14 protein-coding genes are annotated in these 16,072 nt (G+C 70.2%); 4 read left to right on the forward strand and 10 right to left on the reverse strand.

The window, feature by feature from the left end; all coding sequences use genetic code 11:
* Positions 1–26 precede the first annotated feature (26 nt).
* A complete protein-coding gene (gene tamR, locus OHT76_RS18395) occupies positions 27–524 on the forward strand; it encodes a MarR family transcriptional regulator TamR (protein WP_328871921.1) in 498 nt (165 codons plus the stop codon).
* 99 nt (positions 525–623) lie between these two features.
* Here the strand turns inward: tamR and OHT76_RS18400 are convergent, their stop codons facing one another.
* Entirely contained in the window at positions 624–1,391 is a 768-nt protein-coding gene (locus OHT76_RS18400) for a response regulator transcription factor (RefSeq protein ID WP_328871922.1), read from the reverse strand.
* 230 nt (positions 1,392–1,621) lie between these two features.
* Between OHT76_RS18400 and OHT76_RS18405 the strand changes: the two genes are divergently transcribed.
* On the forward strand, positions 1,622–2,077 hold the full coding sequence (locus OHT76_RS18405; RefSeq protein WP_328876567.1) for a GNAT family N-acetyltransferase: 456 nt from the start codon (positions 1,622–1,624) through the stop codon (positions 2,075–2,077).
* On the opposite strand, the gene galK is transcribed toward OHT76_RS18405, so the two are convergent.
* The 3 genes from galK to galT are packed head-to-tail and all read right to left on the reverse strand — an operon-like array spanning position 2,070 to position 5,264.
* The gene (gene galK / locus OHT76_RS18410) at positions 2,070–3,221 is read right to left on the reverse strand and encodes a galactokinase (RefSeq protein ID WP_328871923.1); all 1,152 of its coding nucleotides are present in this window, start codon (positions 3,219–3,221) and stop codon (positions 2,070–2,072) included. The two genes, OHT76_RS18405 and galK, sit on opposite strands and share 8 nt — an antisense overlap.
* 28 nt (positions 3,222–3,249) lie before the next feature.
* Entirely contained in the window at positions 3,250–4,206 is a 957-nt protein-coding gene (gene galE / locus OHT76_RS18415) for a UDP-glucose 4-epimerase GalE (RefSeq protein WP_328871924.1), read from the reverse strand.
* Positions 4,203–5,264, reverse strand: a complete 1,062-nt coding sequence (galT, locus tag OHT76_RS18420; RefSeq protein ID WP_328871925.1) for a galactose-1-phosphate uridylyltransferase — start codon at positions 5,262–5,264, stop codon at positions 4,203–4,205. Before galT ends, galE begins: the two co-directional genes overlap by 4 nt.
* A 111-nt stretch (positions 5,265–5,375) precedes the next feature.
* On the opposite strand from galT, the gene OHT76_RS18425 reads away from it, so the two are divergent.
* Complete coding sequence (locus OHT76_RS18425) at positions 5,376–7,064, forward strand: sodium:solute symporter family protein (protein ID WP_328871926.1); 1,689 nt, start codon at positions 5,376–5,378, stop codon at positions 7,062–7,064.
* Positions 7,065–7,096: 32 nt separating this feature from the next.
* Positions 7,097–7,432: a hypothetical protein gene (locus tag OHT76_RS18430; RefSeq protein ID WP_328871927.1), complete on the forward strand. Its 336-nt coding sequence runs from the start codon at positions 7,097–7,099 to the stop codon at positions 7,430–7,432.
* A gap of 72 nt (positions 7,433–7,504) precedes the next feature.
* Here the strand turns inward: OHT76_RS18430 and OHT76_RS18435 are convergent, their stop codons facing one another.
* From OHT76_RS18435 to rsmA, 6 genes are all read right to left on the reverse strand, one after another.
* Entirely contained in the window at positions 7,505–8,191 is a 687-nt protein-coding gene (locus OHT76_RS18435) for a helix-turn-helix transcriptional regulator (RefSeq protein WP_315883787.1), read from the reverse strand.
* 232 nt (positions 8,192–8,423) lie between these two features.
* On the reverse strand, positions 8,424–10,283 hold the full coding sequence (locus OHT76_RS18440) for an outer membrane protein assembly factor BamB family protein (RefSeq protein WP_328871928.1): 1,860 nt from the start codon (positions 10,281–10,283) through the stop codon (positions 8,424–8,426).
* A gap of 52 nt (positions 10,284–10,335) precedes the next feature.
* Entirely contained in the window at positions 10,336–12,132 is a 1,797-nt protein-coding gene (locus OHT76_RS18445; protein ID WP_328871929.1) for an outer membrane protein assembly factor BamB family protein, read from the reverse strand.
* Between the two features lie 229 nt (positions 12,133–12,361).
* Complete coding sequence (locus OHT76_RS18450; protein WP_328871930.1) at positions 12,362–14,164, reverse strand: ABC-F family ATP-binding cassette domain-containing protein; 1,803 nt, start codon at positions 14,162–14,164, stop codon at positions 12,362–12,364.
* Positions 14,165–14,246: 82 nt separating this feature from the next.
* Positions 14,247–15,149 (reverse strand): 4-(cytidine 5'-diphospho)-2-C-methyl-D-erythritol kinase, encoded by a 903-nt coding sequence (locus OHT76_RS18455; RefSeq protein ID WP_328871931.1) that lies wholly within the window; start codon positions 15,147–15,149, stop codon positions 14,247–14,249.
* Positions 15,146–16,021: a 16S rRNA (adenine(1518)-N(6)/adenine(1519)-N(6))-dimethyltransferase RsmA gene (rsmA, locus tag OHT76_RS18460; protein ID WP_328871932.1), complete on the reverse strand. Its 876-nt coding sequence runs from the start codon at positions 16,019–16,021 to the stop codon at positions 15,146–15,148. The genes OHT76_RS18455 and rsmA overlap by 4 nt, the downstream gene beginning before the upstream one ends.
* Between the last annotated feature and the right edge of the window lie 51 nt (positions 16,022–16,072).

A 16,072-nucleotide genomic window follows, 5' to 3' on the forward strand; every position in this document is an offset into this window, starting at 1 on the left:
TCGACACAACCACTACACTGATCGTCATGGAGGACGAGGTCGATCGGCTGGTCGCGGCGTGGCGTCGGGAGCGCCCGGACCTCGACGTGGAACCGCTGGAAGTGCTCAGCCGCGTCAGCAGGCTGGCCCGGCATCTGGACCGCGCGCGCCGGCTGGCCTTCGCCGAGCACAGCCTGGAGCCCTGGGAGTTCGACGTACTCACCGCGCTGAGGCGCGCGGGAACGCCGTATCAACTCTCCCCGGGACAGCTGTTGACGCAGACCCTGGTCACCTCCGGGACCATGACCAACCGTATCGACCGGCTGGCGAAGAAGGGCCTGGTGGAGCGGCTCCCCGACCCCAGTGACCGCCGGGGCGTGCTGGTCCGGCTCACCGACGAGGGCCAGGACCGCGCGGACCAGGCCCTGGCCGGACTACTGGACCAGGAGCGCGCGATTCTCGCGGAGCTCTCCCGAGCGCAGCGGGGTGAACTGGCGGGGCTGTTGCGGCAGTTGACCGCGCCGTTCGACAACATCCCTGGCTAGTAGTGCCACGAGGGGTCCGTCTGCTGTCTGCGGCGCCGTTGTGGCTGGTCGCGCAGTTCCCCGCGCCCCTTGGGGAGCTGCCGAACCGTCCCTGGCCTGCTACGCCAGTTGACCGCCCCGCTCCACAACATCCCCCGCCAGATCCACCGGGCCGACTCCCGCCCTGCGCGCCAGCGCGACCGCGGCCAGCGTGCTGTGCACGCCCAGCTTCCCCAGCACGTTCTGCATGTGCGTACGGACGGTGTGCGGGGACAAGTACAGGCGCTCGGCGACCGCCTTGCGCCCCAGGCCCGCCACCATGCAGCGGAGCACCTCTCGCTCGCGCGGGGTCAGCGACTCCACCAGGCGTTCGCTCTCGGTGCGGTGCTTGCGCGCGGCGGTCAACTCGCGCAGGACGCCGGTTAGCAGGGCGGGCGGCAGATGTGTCTCCTCGCGCAGCACCCCGCGGATGACGGTCAGCAGCCGGGACAGCGAGCAGTCCTTGGCCACCCAGCCGGACGCCCCGGCCTGCAGCGCCAGCGCCGCCCGCCGCGGGTCGTCCTTCTCCGCGAGCACCACGATCCGCACCCCGGGCTGCGAGGAACGCACCCCGGCGACGAGGGAGATACCGTCGACCAGACCGTCCTCCCCCACCTCCTGGACCGGCACGGCGGGCCGTACGCCCGGTATCCCGCCCCCCAGATCGGCGTCGACGAGCAGGACGTCATAGCGGCGCCCCTCGGCGGCGGCGCGCTCCAGGCTGCGCAGCGCGGCCGGGCCGCTGCCCGCGGCGGAGACGTCGACGTCGGGCTCGGCGGCCAGTGCGGCGGCGAGCGACTCGGCGAAGATTCGGTGGTCGTCGACGACCAGGACTCGAATGCGAACCACTGATACCCCCACTGGTCCGGTGAACGAAGACCGGCGCGGGTACGACGCCCAGGGGTAGTCGCAGAGCCGCACGGCCGCCGCCGTGCAGAAACTGGTACCCCCACCACGGGCGTCGTACCCGACTGTCTCGCCCCCTGATCAGCACCGGCCCCCACCGGCACTGTTCATCAGAGTACGGGCGGGGGCCCACAGCGGAAGCCAATTTGCAGAACTGGCCCGTCGACGCGTTTATGGTGAGCCGCATGTTCCGAATGGAGACAGAAGTCGACAAGGTACGGCGCGATCTTCTTCGCGCCCGGCTGCGGGACACCAACACCGCGGCCTCCCCGGTCATCGGCGCGATGCGCGGAACCCCGGGAGAGCGTGAACTTCCGCTCCACGTCTGGATGATGGACGAGGCGGGCGGCCTGGCCGGAGGGCTCGTCGGGCACACCTGGGCGACCTGGCTCCATGTGACCTACCTCTGGGTCGACGAACGGCACCGCGGCGCGGGGCTCGGTTCGCGACTGCTCGCGCAGGCGGAGCGGGTGGCGCGCGAGGAGCGGGGCTGTGCTTCCGTACGCCTGGAGACCTGGGACTTCCAGGCGCCGGAGTTCTACAAACGGCAGGGGTACGACGTGGTGTGCGTGATCCCCGACTATCCGCCGGGGATCACGGAGTTCACGCTGACCAAACGGATCAGGTGAGGCGGCGGGCGCCCGCGGCGGGGACCGCCTCGAAGACGCGCGGGGCCGTGAAGCCGGCCGCGGCGAACGCCTCCTGGACCGCCTTGGTGATGGTGTCCACATCGGCCGCCTCGGCCAGCACGATCGCCGAGCCGCCGAAACCGCCGCCGGTCATACGGGCGCCGAGAGCGCCGGCGGACAGGGCCGTGTCCACCACCAGGTCCAGTTCCGGGCAGGAGATGCGGAAGTCGTCCCTGAGGGAGGCGTGTCCCGCGACCAGCACCGGGCCGATCGCCCGTGTCTCGCCCGCGCGGAGAAGGGCGACGACGCGCTCCACGCGCTCGTCCTCCGTCACCACGTGGCGGACCAGCCGGACGACCTCCTCCTCGTCGCCCAAGCGCGCCAGCGCCGCGTCCAGTTCGCCGTAGGGGATGTCCCGGAGCGCGTCGACGCCCAGCAGCGCGGCGCCCTTCTCGCAGCCCGCGCGGCGCTTGCCGTACTCGCCCTCGCTGTGGGAGTGCTTGACCTGGGTGTCGACGACCAGCAGGCGCATGCCCTCGGCGGCCAGGTCGAAGGGGATCTGCTGCTGGGACAGGTCCCGGGTGTCGAGGAAGAGCGCGTGGCCCTCCTCGCAGCACGCGGACGCGGTCTGGTCCATGATGCCGACCGGGGCGCCGACGTAGACGTTCTCCGCGCGCTGGCACAGCCGGGCCAGCTGCCAGCGCTTGAGGCCCAGTTCGTACAGGTCGTTGAGGGCGAGCGCGACCACGACCTCCAGGGCGGCCGAGGACGACAGGCCCGCGCCCGCCGGGACCGTCGAGGCCAGATGGATGTCGGCGCCGGTCACCGGGTGCCCTGCCTCACGCAGCGCCCACAGCACGCCAGACGGGTAGGCCGTCCAGTTCTTGTCGGACTCGGGGGTCAGGTCCTCCAGGCGCAGTTCGACCACCCCGCCCTCGACATCCGACGAGTGCAGCCTGAGCACGCCGTCCGTGCGCCGTGAGACCGCGGCGACCGCGGTGTGCGGCAGCGCGAAGGGCATGACGAAGCCGTCGTTGTAGTCGGTGTGCTCACCGATGAGGTTGACCCGGCCCGGTGCCGCCCACACCCCTTCCGGATCGGCCCCGTACAGCTCCTTGAACCGCTCGGCGACAGCCTCGCTCATCCCCTGACCCCTGACCTTTCGTTCTGTACTAGTTGGCGCGCCGCTGCGCGAACTCCCAGGCGTCCGCGACGATCCCCGCGAGGTCGGCGCGTGACGGGTTCCAGCCCAGCTTCTCGCGGGCGGTGGCGGCGGATGCCACCAGGACCGCCGGATCGCCGCCCCGGCGCGGGGCCACGACCTCGGGGACCGGGTGCCCCGTCACCTTGCGGACCGTCTCGACGACCTCGCGCACGGAGAAGCCGTTGCCGTTGCCGAGGTTGCAGATCAGGTGCTCACCCGGGGTGGCCGCCCGGACCGCCAGCAGGTGGGCCTCGGCCAGGTCCGCGACGTGGATGTAGTCGCGCACACAGGTGCCGTCCGGCGTCGGGTAGTCGTCGCCGAAGACCGAGATGGCGTCCCGGCGGCCCTGCGCGACCTGGAGGACCAGCGGGATGAGGTGCGACTCGGGGTCGTGGCGCTCACCGAACTCGCCGTAGGCGCCCGCGACGTTGAAGTACCGCAGGGACACGGCGCCGAGACCGTGGGCCACCGCCTCACCCGTGATCATGTGGTCGACGGCCAGCTTCGAGGCGCCGTAGGGGTTGGTGGGCCTGGTCGGCGCGGTCTCGACGATCGGGACCTGCTCGGGCTCGCCGTACGTGGCCGCCGTGGAGGAGAAGACGAGCTTGCGGACGCCCGCCTCGCGCATGGCGCCGAGCAGGGCCATGGTGCCGCCGACGTTGTTGTCCCAGTACTTCTCGGGCTTCACGACCGACTCGCCGACCTGCGAGGAGGCGGCGAAGTGCAGCACCGCGTCGTAGGAGGAGTCCAGCCACTTGGCGGCGTCGCGGATGTCGCCCTCGACGAAGACGGCGCCCGCGGGGACGCCCTCGCGGAAGCCGGTGCTGAGGTTGTCGAGCACCGTGACCTCGTGCCCCGCCTCCAGCAGATGCTGGGCGACCACGCTGCCGACGTACCCCGCCCCGCCTGTCACCAGGTACTTCATGAACTCGCTACCTCTCGCAGTCGCTCGGCCGCGCGCTCCGGCGGCACGTCGTTGATGAACACGCTCATGCCGGACTCGGAACCCGCGAGAAACTTCAGCTTGCCGGAGGTGCGGCGGATGGTGAAAAGCTCGAGGTGAAGCGCGAAGTCGTCGCGGACCACGCCGTCGAACTCCTCCAGCGCGCCGAACGGCGCCTGATGCCAGGCGGCGATGTACGGCGTCGGAGAGTCTCCCTCACCGAAGATCCGGTCGAAGCGCTTCAAGAGTTCCAGATAAACCTGGGGAAATTCTGAGCGCGCGTCCTCGTCCAGGCCCAGCAGATCCGGCACCCGGCGGCGCGGGTACAGGTGGACCTCGTACGGCCAGTGCGCGGCGTAGGGCACGAACGCGACCCAGTGTTCACTCGCGAGGACGACCCGCTCGTCGGCGAGTTCACGCTCCAGGACGGCGTCGAAGAGGTTGCCGCCGCCGGTGGCCTCCTTGTGCTGGGCGGCCTGGCGCAGCATCAGCGCGGTGCGCGGGGTGGTGAAGGGGTACGCGTAGATCTGCCCGTGCGGATGCCCGAGGGTCACGCCGATCTCGGCGCCGCGGTTCTCGAAGCAGAACACCTGCTCCACGGAGGGCAGATGGGACAGCTCGGAGGTCCGGTCGGTCCAGGCGTCCAGCACCAGCCGTGCCTGCTCCTCGGTGAGGTCCGCGAAGGAGGCGTTGTGATCGGAGGTGAAGCAGACCACCTCACAGCGGCCGGAGTCACCGGCGAGCGAGGGGAAACGGTTCTCGAAGACCACGACGTCGTACGACGAGTCCGGGATCTCGCTCAGCCGCTCGCCCTGCGAGGGGCACAGCGGGCACTCGTCGGCCGGCGGGTGATAGGTCCGCCCCTGCCGGTGCGAGGCGATGGCGACCGAGTCGCCGAGCAGCGGATCCCGCCTGACCTCGGACGTCGTGACGGTGCGCTCCAACGGCCGCCGGTCCACGGCGTCCCGCACGCGGTCGTCGCGCAGGTCGTAGTAGATCAGCTCGCGACCGTCGGCCAGTCGGGTCGAGGTCTTCTTCACCACCGGGCTCCTTCACTCAAACATAAGTAAACACAAGTAACCACAACTCGACAGCGGGGTCAACGCCGGAATCAAACAAAGTGCACCAACAGAAGGGTTGAATGACTGCTCATGCAAACCCCAGCAAAAGCCGCATATCTAGCCCAAGAACTACGGCTCCCCACCAACTGGCTCGACTACACGATCCTCGGCATCTACTTCGTCGTCGTCCTGGGCATCGGCTTCGCGGCCCGCCGCTCGGTGAAGACGAGCCTCGACTTCTTCCTCTCGGGGCGCTCCCTGCCCGCCTGGATCACCGGTCTCGCGTTCATCTCCGCCAACCTCGCCGCCACCGAGATCCTCGGCATGGCCGCCAACAGCGCGCAGTACGGCGTCTACACCGTGCACTGGTACTGGATCGGCGCCATCCCGGCGATGGTGTTCCTGGGCCTGGTGATGATGCCCTTCTACTACGGCAGCAAGGTCCGCTCGGTCCCCGAGATGCTGCTGCTGCGCTTCGACAAGTGGGCGCATCTGCTGAGTTCTGCGCTGTTCGCCTTCGCCGCCATCCTGATCTCCGGGGTGAACCTGTACGCCCTGGCGATCGTGGTCGAGGCGCTGCTGGGCTGGCCGCAGTGGGTGGCGATCGTGGTCGCGGGCGCCTTCGTGCTGGCGTACATCACGCTGGGCGGTCTCTCCTCGGCGATCTACAACGAGGTGCTCCAGTTCTTCGTGATCCTCGCGGCCCTCATCCCGATCGTCGTGCTCGGTCTGAAGAAGGTCGGCGGCTGGGACGGTCTGACGGACTCGCTCACAAAGACACACGGCGCCGACTTCACGACGGCGTGGGGCGGCACGGGCATCGGCAGCGACAACCCGCTGGGCGCCAACTGGCTGACGATCGTGCTGGGTCTGGGCTTCGTGCTGAGCTTCGGCTACTGGACGACGAACTTCGCGGAGGTCCAAAGGGCCCTGTCGGCGAAGAACCTCTCAGCGGCCCAGCGCACCCCTCTGATCGCCGCGTTCCCGAAGATCTTCATCGTCTTCCTGGTGATGATCCCGGGACTGACGGCCGCGGCCCTGATCCCCGGCTTCGGCACCGAGGAGTCGGGCTACCAGTACAACGACGCGATCCCGTACCTGATGGAACAGCTGCTGCCCAACGGCGTGTTGGGCATCGCGGTGACCGGCCTGCTGGCGGCCTTCATGGCGGGCATGGCGGCGAACGTCTCGTCCTTCAACACGGTGTTCACCAACGACATCTGGGCGCGGTACGTGGTGAAGGGCCGGGAGGACGGCTACTACGTCGGATTCGGCCGCCTGATCACGGTGATCGGAGTCTGCGCGTCGGTGGGCACGGCCTTCCTGGCCTCCTCCTTCTCGAACATCATGAGCTACCTGCAGACGCTGTTCTCCTTCTTCAACGTGCCGATGTTCGTCGTCTTCATCGTCGGCATGTTCTGGAAGCGGGCGTCGGTGGTGTCCGGCTTCTGGGGCCTGCTGGCGGGCACGGTCGCCGCGATGCTCAATTACTTCTGGATCTACAAGCAGGGCATCGTCGACATCCCCTCCGACCAGGGCGCGAACTTCGTCTCGGCGATCGTGGGCTTTGTGGCGGGCGCGGTGGTCATGGTGGCGGTATCGATCTTCACCAAGCCGAAGCCGATGGCGGAACTCCAGGGCCTGGTCTACGGCACCCGCTCCCCCGGCATGTCCGAGCCGCCCGCGGAGGGCGACGACGCCTGGTACCGCAGCCCCGCCCTGCTGGGCTGGGGAGCGATCATCCTGGCCGCCGCCTGCTACATCCCGTTCTCGTTCTGACTCTCCGATTTCGCGGGAGAATGTGAGAGACCATGTCTGACCACTCCGAACACCACGGATACTCCGAAGAGGACGTCCAGCGGGAAGTCACCGAGCTGGAGGCCAAGTCGGCCACGGCCGCCCGCATCTTCGACCTGCGCCGCATCATCGGCGGCCTCTTCGTCCTCTACGGCGCGATCGTCACGATCGCCGGCATCAACCCCTCGGACGCCACGCTGGACAAGGCGGAGGGCGTCAACATCAACCTCTGGACGGGCCTGGGCATGCTGCTGCTGGGCATCTTCTTCCTGGTGTGGCTGAAGCTGCGGCCTGTGGTTCCGCCGCCGCCGGAGGTCCTCGTACCGGACCAGGCGCCGAAGGACGAGTAGAGGGCACGGGAGTGCCTACGACGGGAACACGGGAGTGCCTACGGCGGCAAAGGCGGCCGTAGGCACCCCGGTTCACGCCTCCGGTGGTGGCGACACCGGTCCCGCCCGGTCCAGCAGCCCCGTACGCGCCGCCAGGGCCGCCGCCTCCAGCCGTGAGCCCACCCCCAGCTTCATCAGGACCCGCTGGACGTGGGTCCGGGCCGTCGACGGGGCGATGCCCATGCCCGCCGCGATCAGGCGGGTGTCCTCGCCGTCGGCGACGCGGACCAGGACCTCCACCTCTCTCGGGGTGAGCATCTGGAGCAGGCGCTGGCCCTCGTCGTCCGGCTGGGCCGCCGGGTTCAGCAACTCGCTGAAGGCTCCCTGGAGCAGCTGCGGGGCCACCGCCGCCTCACCCGCCCTCGCCTTCATGATCGCCCGCTCCACTCCCTCGATGCGCTCGTCGTGCCGGACATAGCCCGAGGCCCCCGCCGCGAACGCCGCCGCGATCCCTCGTGGGCTGGGCACCGGACCCAGCACCAGCACGGCCACCTGCGGCCGCTCCCGCTTGATCTTCACCACCGGGTCGAACATCCCCGGTTCGGCCGGGGTCGCCGTCCCCAGCAGGCACACCTCCGGTGCCCTCGTGATCACCAGCTCCGCCGCCCCCGCGGCCGGTGCCGCCGCGGCGAGCACCCGGTGCCCCCGCAGCTTCAAGGCCGAGGCCAACGCCTCGGCGAGCAATCGGTGGTCGTCGACCACCATGAGCCGAACTCCCATCGAGCAACCCCCCAGTCCCCCCAATGGATCCCCACACACATCCCCAGGCGCACCCCCCTGGATGCCCCCGGAAGCTACACGCTTGTTCGACGTTGCGCTTCCCCTACTGGAGAGAAGTGCCCCGGATCGCCGAAAATCCTCTCATTCGAGGGTGATGAGCGGTAAGTGCACGGCCCCGCCCCTGAACAGGGACGGGGCCGTGGCCACAAGCGTTCGATCAGCTACCCGGCACTCACTTCGCGCCGAACGCGATCACCAGATACTCCTCCTCGCCGCTGCTGGCGAGCTCGCTGGCGAAGACGTCCGACATGAACAGGCGGCCCTGGCTGTACAGGATCTCCGCGTAGTCGGGCAGCATGCTCCGCTCCACGTCCATCACCGACTCCGTGGCCGGGTTCTCCATCAGCTTGGTCTCCTTGAAGGAGCCGCCGTCGATGGACACGATCTGGCCGCCCTTGTCGTACGGCCCGCGCTTGTACGCGATCAGGTTCGGGCCGTCCATGCGCAGCGGGACGAGCTCGTAGTCGTCACCGGCGTCGGCGCGCTGGCCGGTCTGCTTGCCGGTGGCCAGGTCGAAGGCGACGATCTCGTTGGTGTCGCTGTACTCGCCGGTGCCCTCGTGCTTCTCGGTCGGCAGATAGAGCTTGTCGTTGCCCACCGCGAGCAGCCGGCACTCCTCGACCTTGGAGATGCCGTCGCAGGTGGCGTTGTACTGCTCGCCCGGCGCGGAAATCCGGGTGCGCAGCTTGCCGGTCTTGTTGTCGATGGCGAAGAAGTCCGAGATACCGCTTCCGTCACCGGCGGAGTCACCGACATCGGCGGCCACGACCAGCGGCTCGGTGGACACCACGCTCGCGTACTCGATGCCCTCGCCCATCTTGTACTCGGAGATCACCTTCCCGGACTTCGGGTCGATGGTCTGGATGTGCAGCTGACGCTCGCCGTACTGACCGCACTTGCGCACCGCCACCAGCTTGGGGCCGCCCGCGTATCCGGCGTCGTAGCAGGTGTCGGTCGCCTTCGGGGCCCACAGCTGGTCGCCGGTGGCGATGTCGAACGCGGCGCCGCCGCTGGTGCCGCCGACGGCGACGGTGCTCGCGCTGACGGTGACGTTGTCGAAGGGGATCGGCTCACCGCCGACGTCGACGGTCTTGGTCCACAGCTTCTCGCCCGCCGCGAGGTCGATCCCCGCGACCTGGCTGCAGCCGTAGGAGGGCGTCGCCTTGGTGGGCATCTTCGGCTGGAAGGTGATCGCCGTCTTGTTGTCCTCGGTGGCGTGGTTGCTGCTCTGGCAGACCGGGCCGGGGAGCTTGATGGTCCACAGCTCGGTGCCCTTGTCGAGGTCGTAGCCGACGATCTCGGCGACGCCGGCCTTGGCGTACACCTTGTCGGTGATCCAGGAGCCGACCGTGGGGATCGTCCTGTCGTCCTTGACCTCGGGGGCCGGGACCTGGAAGAGGACCTCGGAGTTGGGGTCGGCGGGCACCTTCTCCGTCGCCTTGGTGGACGAGGTGCCGCCCGTGCCGCCGGTGTCGCCGCCCTTGTCGCCGCCACCGCCGGTGCCGCCGCTGGAGCTCGCGGTGTCGTCCTTGCCGCCCTCTTCACCGGAGGACGAGGCATACCAGACGCCGCCGCCGACGATCAGGGCGATGGCCACGACCGCGGCCACGATGATGGCCAGTTGCGCGTTGATCTTCCGTCCGCCGGACGGGCTGCCCGCCTGGGGCTGCATCGGCATGGTCGGGCCGCCGGGGTAGCCGTAGCCGGGCTGCTGGCCGTACGGCGGGGTGGGGGGCTGGCCCGGATAGCCGTAGCCCTGCGGCTGCTGGGGCGCCTGCGGGGCCTGGGGGTAGCCGTAGGCGGCCGGCTGCTGCGGATAGCCGTAACCCTGCGGGGGCGCCGGGGGCTGGGACGGGGCCTGTGGGGGCTGCGGGGGCTGCTGCGGTGCTTGGGGTGCTTGGGGTGCGCCGAAGCCGGGCTGCTGGGCGGGCTGTTGGGGCGCGCCGAAGCCGGGCTGCTGCGGGGGCTGGTCCTGGGGCGGGCCGAAACCTCCCCCGGGCGGGGGCTGGTTGGGCGGCGGGGGCTGGGTCATGGTGTGGCTACCTCGGAAGGGGGGACGGCTCGGAACGGGACGTGGGAGCGGCTCACTTGCCGAAAGCGAGCATCAGCTTCTCCTTCGTCTCGTCGCTGCCGGACAGGCGCGTGGTCGACAGATAGAAGCGGCCGTCGATCCAGTCGTACGTCCCGGAGTAGAAGCTGTCCTCGATATCGGCGGTGCCCGCGGGGTTCTGGAGCAGCTTCGTCGGCTTGTGGCTGCTGCCCGCGGTCGGGATCGACACGACCTGCCCGCCCGACTCCCAGGACGGCTTGACGTAGGCGATGAGGTTTCCGCCCTCGATCTTCAGCGGCATCATCGACTCCTCCGCCGGGGACTTCACGCGCCACTTCTCCTTGCCGTTGGCAAGGCTGATCGCGACGATCTCATTGGCGCCGGTGGTGGCCTCGGTGGGCAGGTAGAGCGTCTTGCCGTCGGAGGCCACGCCGTTGCAGCCCCTCAGGTCACGCTGGAGGACGGCCCAGCCGCACTCGGGGGAGAAGCTCTCGTCGACGTCGACCTGCGAGGCGACGGAGCCGCCGGAGCCCAGCGTGGAGATGTTCCACGCGTTCTTCTCCTCGTTGGTGCTGTAGACGACCACCGGGTTCAGGGAGTAGACCCGCGCGACCGTCCAGCCCTTGTCGGGCTTCCAGGTCCACTTGACCTTGCCGGTCTTCGGGTCGAGCTCCTGCACCTCGTCGTGCTCGTTGTTGCCGCCCGCGCCGCAGGACGAGACGGCGATCAGCTTCTCGCCGCCCGCGAAGGCGGCCGGGAAGCAGGCGTCGCCGTACTTCTTCTTGTCCCACATCTTCTTGCCGGTGGTGACGTCGTACGCGGTGCCGGACTGCGAGCGGCCCACCATCAGCGTGTTGCCGGTGATGGACATCTCGATCTGGAGCGTGCTGTCGAAGAGTTCACCGTCGGCGACCTCGCCCGTCCAGCCCTTCTCGCCCGTGTTCAGGTCGAGTTCCTGGAGCTGGTTGCACTCGGCGCGGTCGCTGCTGCCGCTCATGTACGCGATGACGACCTTGTCGTCGGCCGACTTCTCCGGGGTGACCGCGCAGATCTTCTCCGGGAAGGTGATCGCGTCCCAGGCGGGGGCGCCGTCACCGGTGTTGTAGGCGAAGACCTGCTTGTACGCCGCCTTCACCGCCGTCTTGTCGGTGATCCACATACCGGGGGCGTCGGCGCCGGAACCGGGCGCGTCGGGCGCCGACTTGTACCAGAGCACCTTCGCCTCACCGGCCTTGCGGCCCTCGTTGAGGTTCTCCGGGTCGTCGCCGCCGTCGCCGCTGCCGTCGCCCGGGTTGACGGGGTCGTCGGAGGCCTTGGGGTCGTCGCTCTTCTGCGCGACCGGCTTCTTCTTCTTGCCGCCGCCGTCGTCACCACTGGTCACCGCGAACACGGTGCCGCCGATGACGAGCAGCGCGGCCACCGCGGCGCCGATGACCAGCGCGGGCTTGCCCTTGAAGGGGTTGCGGGAGCCGGGCGGGGTGGGCGCGCCGGGGTACTGGGGCTGCTGCGGGTAGCCGTAGCCGGGCTGCTGGCCGTAGGGGCCGGGCTGCTGGGGCTGGCCGTAGGGGCCCGAACCGTACGGGCCGGGGGCGCCGTAGGGGCCGGGCTGTTGCGGCTGGCCGTAGGGGCCCGGGGCCGCGGCGGGCGGCTGCTGCGGGTAGCCGTAGCCGGGCTGGGGGGCGCCGGACGGCGGGCCCTGCGGAGGCGGCGGCGTCTGAGGCGGGCCCTGGGGTGGCGGCGGCGTCTGCGGTGCGCCGAAGCCGCCCTGCGGCGGCGGGTCCTGCGGCGCGCCGAAACCGCCGTTCGGCGGCTGGTTGGGCGGCTGGCTCATCAGCGGTTCCCCCTTGTGACCGATGTGGCGCCGCGCTCTGTGGCGCTGCGTTTCCGCCACACCCGTTGTGTTCTCAGACGGTTCTCAGACGGCTCTTTCTATCACTCGGCACTGACAACCCACCGGGCCGGTCAACCCCTGTTCCCAAGGGACGACCGGCCCGTGATACCGCCGTTACGTGCCTTCACGCGCCCTTCACGCCGTATACGCGTCCTGCGCGAACGAACCGCTATGCGTCCTCGGCGAGTTCCAGCCAGCGCAGCTCCAGTTCCTCGCGCTGTCCGGCCAAGTCCCGCAGCTCGGCGTCGAGTTCCGCCACCTTCGCGAAGTCCGTTGCGTTCTCGGCGATTTGGGCGTGCAGCTTGGTCTCCTTGTCGGAGACCTTGTCGAGCTGTCGCTCGATCTTCTGCAGCTCCTTCTTGGCGGCGCGCTGGTCGGCGGCGCTCTTGTCGGGCGCGGCCTTCTCGACGACCGGGGCCGCGGCGGCGGCCGCCTCCTCCATACGGTGGCGCCGCTCGATGTACTCGTCGATACCGCGCGGGAGCATCCGCAGCGTGGCGTCGCCGAGGAGGGCGAAGACGCGGTCCGTGGTGCGCTCGACGAAGAACCGGTCGTGGGAGATGACGATCATCGAGCCGGGCCAGCCGTCGAGGACGTCCTCCAGCTGGGTCAGCGTCTCGATGTCGAGGTCGTTGGTGGGCTCGTCGAGGAAGAGGACGTTCGGCTCGTCCATGAGCAGCCGCAGCAGCTGGAGCCGGCGCCGCTCACCGCCGGACAGGTCGCCGACCGGCGTCCACTGCTTCTCCTTGTTGAAGCCGAACGTCTCGCACAGCTGCCCGGCGGTCATCTCGCGCCCCTTGCCGAGATCGACGCGCTCCCGCACCTGCTGGACGGCCTCCACCACCCGCAGGTTCGGATTGAGTTCGGTGACCTCCTGGGAGAGGTAGGCGAGCTTGACCGTCTTTCCGACGGTGACCCGGCCGCCCGCGGGCTGTGTCTCGCCCTCGCTGCGGGCCGCCTCGGCCATCGCGCGCAGCAGGGAAGTCTTGCCCGCGCCGTTGACGCCCACCAGGCCGATCCGGTCGCCGGGGCCGAGATGCCAGGTGATGTGCTTGAGCAGCACCTTGGGGCCGGCCTGGACGGTCACGTCCTCCAGGTCGAAGACGGTCCTGCCGAGCCGCGAGGAGGCGAACTTCATCAGCTCGCTGCTGTCCCGGGGCGGCGGCACATCCTTGATGAGCTCGTTGGCGGCCTCCACCCGGAAGCGCGGCTTGGACGTACGCGCGGGTGCGCCGCGCCGCAGCCAGGCCAGCTCCTTGCGGACGAGGTTCTGCCGCTTGGTCTCCTCGGTGGCGGCGATCCGCTCCCGCTCGGCACGCGCGAAGACGTAGTCGGAGTAGCCGCCCTCGTACTCGTAGACGTCGCCCTTCTGCACGTCCCACATGCGCGTGCAGACCTGGTCCAGGAACCAGCGGTCGTGGGTCACGCACACGAGCGCGGAGCGGCGCTCGCGCAGATGCTGGGCGAGCCAGGAGATGCCCTCGACGTCGAGGTGGTTCGTCGGCTCGTCCAGGACGATCAGGTCCTGCTCCTCGATGAGCAGCTTGGCGAGCGCGATACGGCGGCGCTCGCCACCGGAGAGCGGTCCGATGACGGTGTCCAGACCCTGCGGGAACCCGGGCAGGTCCAGGCCGCCGAAGAGTCCGGTCAGCACGTCCCTGATCTTGGCGTTGCCCGCCCACTCGTGGTCCGCGAGGTCCCGGATGACCTCGTGCCGCACGGTGGCGGCCGGGTCGAGGGAGTCGTGCTGGGTGAGCACGCCGAGGCGCAGCCCGCCGGAGTGCGTGACCCGTCCGGTGTCGGCCTCCTCCAGCTTGGCCAGCATCCGGATCAGGGTGGTCTTGCCGTCGCCGTTGCGCCCGACGACGCCGATCCGATCCCCCTCGGAGACGCCGAGCGAGACACCGTCGAGCAGGGCACGGGTGCCGTACACCTTGCTGACGTTCTCGACATTGACCAGATTGACGGCCATTTCTCTCCTGCCCAGGGGGATCGATCGACCCTCCAGGGTAGTCCGCGGGCGAGTCCGGCGGACGCGGTGTCCGGAGACGCCCCTATGCGGAGACCACGGTGGCGCCCGGCGCCGGTCCCGTCGCCACCCGCACCGACCGGCAGGTGCCGGACGAGCGCAGGGATTCGGCCACCTTCAGCGCCGACTCCGGGTCCCGCGCCAGGAACGCGGTCGTCGGGCCCGAACCGGAGACCAGTCCGGCGAGCGCCCCGGCGGAGCGGCCCGCGGCGAGGGTGGCGGCGAGTTCGGGGAACAGGGAGAGCGCGGCGGGCTGGAGGTCGTTGTAGACGGCCGCGGCGAGCGCGTCGGGGTCGCCCTCGGCGAGCGCGCCGAGGAGCGCCTCGGAGGCGACGGGCTCGGGGATGTCCAGGCCCTGTGCCAGCCGGTCGAACTCACGGAACACGGCCGGTGTCGACAGCCCGCGCGCGGCCATCGCGAACACCCAGTGGAAGGTCCCGCCGGTCTCCAGCGCGCGCAGTTTCTCGCCCCGCCCGGTGCCGAGCGCGGCGCCGCCCACCAGGCTGAACGGCACATCGCTGCCCAACTCGGCGCAGATGTCGAGGAGTTCGTCCCGGGAGGCGTTCGTACCCCACAGCGCGTCGCAGGCGAGCAGGGCGCCCGCGCCGTCCGCGCTGCCGCCCGCCATACCGCCGGCGACGGGGATGTCCTTGGTGATGTGCAGATGCACGTCGGGGCGGATGCCGTGGCGCGCTGCGAGCGCTTCGGCGGCGCGGACGGCGAGGTTCGTACGGTCCAGGGGGACCTGGCCGGCGTCGGGCCCGTCGCAGGTGACGCGCGGGCCGCCCGGCGACGGAGCGACGGTGACCTCGTCGTACAGGCCGACCGCGAGGAAGACGTTGGCCAGGTCGTGGAAGCCGTCGGGGCGGGCGGCGCCCACCGCGAGCTGGACGTTGACCTTGGCGGGGACGCGGACGGTGACGCTCACTGGTGACCGGGCTCCTTGTTCTCGGCGATCCGCGCGAACTCCTCGACCGTGAGCGCCTCCCCGCGCGCCTGCGGCGAGACGCCCGCCGCGACGAGCGCCGCCTCGGCGGCCGGCGCGGACCCCGCCCACCCGGCGAGCGCGGCCCGAAGCGTCTTGCGCCGCTGCGCGAAGGCGGCGTCGACGACGGCGAACACCTCCTTCTTGGAGGCGGTGGTCTTGATCGGCTCGGCCCGGCGGACCAGCGAGACAAGACCGCTGTCGACGTTCGGCGCCGGCCAGAAGACATTGCGGCCGATGGCTCCGGCCCGCTTGACCTCGGCGTACCAGTTCGCCTTCACGGACGGCACGCCGTACACCTTCGAACCGGGCGGCGCGGCGAGCCGGTCGGCGACCTCCGCCTGCACCATGACGAGCGTGCGCTCGATGCTCGGGAAGGTGGCGAGCATGTGCAGCAGCACGGGTACGGCGACGTTGTACGGCAGGTTCGCCACCAGCGCGGTCGGGGCGGGGCCCGGCAGCTCGGTGACGTGCATCGCGTCGGAATGGACCAGCGCGAACCGGTCGGCGCGGTCGGGCATCCGGGCGGCGACGGTGGCGGGCAGCGCGCCCGCGAGAACGTCGTCGATCTCCACGGCGATGACCCGGTCGGCCGCCTCCAGCAGCCCGAGCGTGAGCGAACCGAGCCCCGGTCCGACCTCCACGACCACATCGTCGGGCCGGACATCCGCGGTACGGACGATACGGCGCACGGTGTTCGCGTCGATCACGAAGTTCTGACCACGCTGCTTGGTGGGCCGCACACCGAGCACATTCGCGAGTTCACGGATGTCGGCGGGGCCCAGAAGGGCGTCGGGGGTGGGGCTGCTGCTCACGGGACAAGGGTACGGGCCCGGGCGGCGGCATCCTTCCGGCGCAGCCCGCGG

The organism is Streptomyces sp. NBC_00287 (genome assembly GCF_036173105.1).
GTDB lineage: Bacteria > Actinomycetota > Actinomycetes > Streptomycetales > Streptomycetaceae > Streptomyces.

What these genes read in the sequence shown, in the direction of transcription:
- tamR (WP_328871921.1), top strand. Translation starts at nt 27, where the DNA reads ATGGAGGACGAGGTCGATCGGCTGGTCGCGGCGTGGCGTCGGGAGCGC.
- OHT76_RS18405 (WP_328876567.1), top strand. Translation starts at nt 1,622, where the DNA reads ATGGTGAGCCGCATGTTCCGAATGGAGACAGAAGTCGACAAGGTACGG.
- galK (WP_328871923.1), bottom strand. Translation starts at nt 3,221, where the DNA reads ATGAGCGAGGCTGTCGCCGAGCGGTTCAAGGAGCTGTACGGGGCCGAT.
- galE (WP_328871924.1), bottom strand. Translation starts at nt 4,206, where the DNA reads ATGAAGTACCTGGTGACAGGCGGGGCGGGGTACGTCGGCAGCGTGGTC.
- OHT76_RS18425 (WP_328871926.1), top strand. Translation starts at nt 5,376, where the DNA reads ATGCAAACCCCAGCAAAAGCCGCATATCTAGCCCAAGAACTACGGCTC.
- OHT76_RS18430 (WP_328871927.1), top strand. Translation starts at nt 7,097, where the DNA reads ATGTCTGACCACTCCGAACACCACGGATACTCCGAAGAGGACGTCCAG.
- OHT76_RS18435 (WP_315883787.1), bottom strand. Translation starts at nt 8,191, where the DNA reads ATGGGAGTTCGGCTCATGGTGGTCGACGACCACCGATTGCTCGCCGAG.
- OHT76_RS18440 (WP_328871928.1), bottom strand. Translation starts at nt 10,283, where the DNA reads ATGACCCAGCCCCCGCCGCCCAACCAGCCCCCGCCCGGGGGAGGTTTC.
- OHT76_RS18445 (WP_328871929.1), bottom strand. Translation starts at nt 12,132, where the DNA reads ATGAGCCAGCCGCCCAACCAGCCGCCGAACGGCGGTTTCGGCGCGCCG.
- OHT76_RS18450 (WP_328871930.1), bottom strand. Translation starts at nt 14,164, where the DNA reads ATGGCCGTCAATCTGGTCAATGTCGAGAACGTCAGCAAGGTGTACGGC.